Source organism: Halomonas sp. 707D4 (assembly GCF_024158685.1).
Classification (GTDB): Bacteria; Pseudomonadota; Gammaproteobacteria; order Pseudomonadales; family Halomonadaceae; genus Vreelandella.
In genome coordinates, this window is the sequence record NZ_JAMZBD010000246.1 from 1 (window position 1) to 4,677 (window position 4,677).

Sequence of the window (4,677 nt, forward strand, 5' to 3'; positions counted from 1 at the left end):
TCACCCTGAGCCTCGGCGCCACCCTCATCGACACCCCGACCCAGGACCTGAGCAGCCTGCTCGGCCAGGGCGATCAGGCCCTTTACGAAGCCAAGCGCGCCGGGTCGGGACGGGTGGGCGTCGGCGAGCAGAAACGGCGCGCGCGCCTGGAAGCCGCGCCGGTTGTAGAGCGAGGTGAGCGGGTCACGCTCCGCCAGGCGCGTGATCTGGCGCTCGCGCCGGTAGCGCACCGTGCCGGTCATCGACAGCGCGATCAGCAGGATCGCCATCACGCCTTCGATCAGCGAGACCCGAATCATCAGCCCCTGGTAGAGCGACAGGTCGAGCAGCGTGCCCGGGACCAAGGCGTAGACCGCCTTGACCAGATAGAAGAGGCCGTGCGCCAGCAGTACGTAGTGCAGTTGGCGCGTGCCCACGCTGGCAGCCCCGGGTTCGAGCTTGAGAAGCTGCCCTGCGTAGATCGCCAGAGTGCCGACGAACAGCGAGTTGACGACCATGTAGAGCCGCGAACTCAAGACCCATTCCGAAAACGGCAGCAGGGCGCACCAGGCGGGCACCAGCAGCCACCAGAGACGCGAAGGCGCATGGTTGACGAAGCGCGCCACGCCGAGCATGAAGCAGGCGTGGGCGAGTACCAGCAGACCGTTGGCGAACCAGACGCCGACGAAGTAGAACCCGTAGCTGCGCAGCAGCGACAGGCTCGAGCCGAGGACCACCAGCAGGAACCCGGCGGACCAGTACACCAGCGCCCGTTCCCGGGCGCTGCGCCATTCGAGCAGCAGGTAGAGGGCGGCAGCAAGCGCCAGGGCGACGTTGATCGTCAGAATCGTCGGGGGGTCGAACGCCATGGGTCACGCAACTCGGTTGATTGGCCGTTGAGTCTGGCTGCCATGATGCTTCAATCCCTCAAGCTCATGATTCGCCAATGGCGCGCTTCGGCGACCTGGCGCAGCGTATCGTCGGGGTCGACGGCGACCGGATGCTCCACGGTTTCGAGCAGCGGCAGGTCGTTGTGAGAATCGCTGTAGAACCAGGCCCCCTCCATGGTCAGGTCCTGCGATTCGAGCCATTCGTTCAGACGTGTGATCTTGCCTTCACGGTAGCTGGGAACACCCGATACCTTGCCAGTATAGCGTCCGTCGACCATTTCCGGTTCAACGGCGATCAGGTCGTCGACGCCCAGGCGTTCGGCGATCGGCCCGGTGATGAAACGGTTGGTGGCGGTGATGATCAGCAACGTGTCGCCCCGGGTGCGGTGGCGGGCCAGAAGCTCCTCGCCCTTGGCGAGAATGTGCGGCTCGATCTTGCTGACCATGAACTGCTGATGCCAGGCGGCGAGCTGCTCGGTGGAGTGCTCGGCCAGGGGCTTGAGCGCCACGGCCAGAAAGGCGCCCATGTCGAGCGTGCCCGCCTGGTAGTCCGCCAGGAAGCGGTCGTTGGCTTCACGGTAGGCCACCGGGTCGACGGCGCCCTGTTCCAGCAGGAACTCGCCCCAGGCGTGATCGCTGTCGATGGATAAGAGCGTGTTGTCCAGATCGAAAATGGCCAGGCTCACGGTGTTCCCCTTGTGCTTGATGTTCTGGTCTCGAGTGATCGGCGTTCAGGCAAAGGCAGTGGTGTTTGGCCACCTGAAGGCAGGGCCTGAACGAAAGCGCGGCGGATTATCGCAGACTCCCTCTTTTCTGCCCACTTCGGCTGTCCACGCTCGGCAAGCGTCGGTTTTGCACCGTTATCGCCCCTGGACGTCATATTGTATTGATACGCTTGACCGCCTTATGGAAAAATGAGGACAACTGAAAATTCAAGAAGGTGAAGTCCGTGATCGACGCTGACGGCTTTCGCCCCAATGTTGGCATCATCATCGTCAACGGCCAGGGGCAGCTGCTTTGGGCGCGTCGTGTAGGGCAAAATGCGTGGCAGTTCCCCCAGGGAGGCATCAAAGCAAGCGAAACTCCACAACAAGCGCTTTATCGTGAACTGTTTGAGGAGATCGGCCTGACCGCCGACGATGTCGACATTGTCGCCTGCACCCGGGGGTGGCTGCGCTACCGTCTGCCACGACGCATGATTCGTACCCACTCGCGGCCGGTGTGTATCGGCCAGAAACAGAAGTGGTTTCTACTCAGGATCCGATGTCAGGAGAACCGGATCTGCATGACGGCCACGCCCAAGCCGGAGTTCGACGGCTGGCGCTGGGTGAGCTACTGGTACCCGCTGGGCCAGGTCGTGCCCTTCAAGCGGGAAGTGTACCGGCGAGCCTTGAGAGAGCTTTCCCCGCGCGTCCAGCGCCTTGCCCTGGACGACGAGTAACGAGCGATGAGCCGGGCGCGTTTCATGGCGCCCGGGACGCCGTGGCCTCAACTCCTCAGCGAGGACAACAACAGTGAAGTCTAAAACATCCATGCTCGAGGTATTGCGGCGCGTCATCCAGGAGGTCAATGGCGCGAGAACCCTGGAGGCCGCGCTCTCCACCATGGTACGCCGAATTCGCAAGGCGATGCAGACCGACGTCTGCTCGTTCTATCTTTTCGACCGCGAGCTCGAGTCGCTGGTGCTGATGGAAACCATCGGCCTGCGTACCCAGGCGGTAGGGCGCGTGGTGCTGCCCCTCGGCGAGGGTCTCGTGGGCATGGTCGCCCAGCGCAGCGAACCCTTGAACCTCGAGGATGCCCGCGCGCATCCGCACTTTCGCTACTTCGAGGCCACCGGCGAGGAGCGCTACTCGAGCTTTCTGGGCGTGCCGATCATCCATCAGCGCCTCATGCTGGGCGTCCTGGTGGTGCAGCAGGCGGAAAAGCGCCGCTACGACGACGAGGACGAAGCCTTTCTGGTCACCATGGCCGCCCAGCTTGCCGGCGTGCTCGCCCACGCTCTGGCCACCGGCAACCTGACCCGCCCGGCGCTGCCCGGCGGGCAGGCGATGTTCAAGGGCGTGGCCGCCTCGCCGGGGATCGCCATGGGGCAGGCCGTGGTCATCACGCCGCCGGCGGATCTCAACAGCGTGCCGGACTTGATTCCGAGCGACCAGGAGTTCGAGATCGCGCGCCTCAAGGAGGCCATTGCCCAGACGCGCCAGGAGATCCGCGCCGCCGCCGAGCGCCTGGCCAACCGGATATCCGCCCAGGAGCTGGCGCTGTTCGACGTCTACCAGCAGATGCTGGGCGAGGCGGCGCTGGCCGAGGAGGTCGAGAAGCGCATTCGCGAAGGGCAGTGGGCGCCGGGGGCGCTGGCGGACGTGGTGCGCCGCCACGTGCAGTATCTCGAGCGGGTCGACGATGACTACCTGCGCGAGCGTGCCGCCGACATTCGCGACCTGGGGCGGCGCGTGCTCGGCCACCTGCAGCAGGACACCCCGACGACCCCGGAAACCTATCCGGACAACGCCATTCTCGTCGGCGACGAGATCAGTGTGGCCATGCTCGGCGAAGTGCCCAAGGGCAAGCTCAAGGGGCTCGTGTCGGTGCGCGGGTCGAGCACCTCTCACGTCGCCATCGTCGCCCGGGCCATGGGCATTCCCACGGTGCTGGGCATGGTCGATCTACCGCTGCCTCGGCTCAACGGCGCACCGGTGGTGCTCGATGGCCACCGCGGGCGGCTGTTCGTGCGTCCCGCCCCGGAACTCCAGGCCCGCTACGCGAGCTTCATCGCCGAGGAGCAGGCGCTGAGCGACCTGCTCGAGCACGAGCAGGACCTGCCCAGCGAAACCCCGGATGGCCACCACGTGCCGCTGATGGTCAACACGGGCCTGGCGGTGGATGCCGCGACGCTGTTGAAAAGCCGCATCGGCGGGGTGGGGCTCTACCGTACCGAAGTGCCGTTCATGATCGCCGAGCGCTTTCCCGGCGAGAAGGAGCAGATGCGCATGTACCGCGAGCAGCTCGAGGGCTTCGCGCCCCTGCCAGTGGTGATGCGCACGCTGGACATCGGCGGCGACAAGGACCTGCCCTATTTCCCCATCGAGGAGGCCAACCCGTTTCTTGGCTGGCGCGGCATGCGCGTCACTCTCGACCATCCGGAGGTGCTCATGGTGCAGCTGCGCGCCATGCTGCGTGCCTCCCACGGGATCGACAACCTCTACGTGCTGTTTCCCATGATCACCAACGTCGAAGAGCTCGACGAGGCCTTGAAGCTTCTCGACCGGGCGATTCTGGAGCTCGGCGAGGAGGGCATCGCGGTCGAGCGCCCCTTGGTGGGCGTGATGATCGAGGTGCCCGCGACCATCTATCAGATGGACGCGCTGGCCAAGCGGGTGGATTTCTTCTCGGTGGGCAGCAACGACCTGACCCAGTACCTGCTGGCAGTGGATCGCAACAATCCCCGGGTATCGAGTCTTTATGACGCGATGCATCCGGCGCTTCTCGGCGCACTGGTGGAGCTCTCCCAGGATGCCCTGCGCCTGGGCAAGCCCATTTCACTGTGCGGCGAGCTCGCCGGCGACCCCTCCGGCGCTTTGCTGCTGATGGCGATGGGCTTCTCGACGCTTTCCATGAACGCCCCCAGCCTGCCCAAGGTGCGCGCCGCGATTCGCCGCGTGTCGCTGGCGGACGCGAAGACGCTGCTGGGCGAAATCATGGCGCTGGATACGCCGGCGCAGGTACGCGAGCACTTGAACCGACGCATGGACGAGTGGCAGCTTGCACACCTGCTGCCGCCCCGGGATTGAGCGCGCCCTTCAAG

At 65.1% G+C, this 4,677-nt stretch carries 4 protein-coding genes; 2 read left to right on the plus strand and 2 right to left on the minus strand.

Features of this window, described 5'->3' with window-relative positions; all coding sequences use genetic code 11:
* Positions 1 to 848: GGDEF domain-containing protein (locus tag BIS11_RS11130; protein WP_253586058.1), on the minus strand; the 848-nt coding region annotated here is incomplete at its 3' end.
* A gap of 50 nt (positions 849 to 898) precedes the next feature.
* Positions 899 to 1,555, minus strand: coding sequence for an HAD family hydrolase (locus BIS11_RS11135; protein ID WP_253425901.1), 657 nt, complete (start codon positions 1,553 to 1,555; stop codon positions 899 to 901).
* Positions 1,556 to 1,818: 263 nt separating this feature from the next.
* Here BIS11_RS11135 and BIS11_RS11140 point away from each other — a divergent pair, with 263 nt between their 5' ends.
* Both BIS11_RS11140 and ptsP read left to right on the plus strand, forming a co-directional pair.
* Positions 1,819 to 2,310 carry an RNA pyrophosphohydrolase gene (locus BIS11_RS11140; protein ID WP_253425898.1) on the plus strand — a complete coding sequence of 164 codons (492 nt, stop codon included), beginning with the start codon at positions 1,819 to 1,821 and terminating at the stop codon, positions 2,308 to 2,310.
* A gap of 91 nt (positions 2,311 to 2,401) precedes the next feature.
* Complete coding sequence (gene ptsP / locus BIS11_RS11145) at positions 2,402 to 4,663, plus strand: phosphoenolpyruvate--protein phosphotransferase (protein ID WP_253425906.1); 2,262 nt, start codon at positions 2,402 to 2,404, stop codon at positions 4,661 to 4,663.
* Positions 4,664 to 4,677: the final 14 nt, after the last annotated feature.

What these genes read in the sequence shown, in the direction of transcription:
- ptsP (WP_253425906.1), top strand. Translation starts at nt 2,402, where the DNA reads ATGCTCGAGGTATTGCGGCGCGTCATCCAGGAGGTCAATGGCGCGAGA.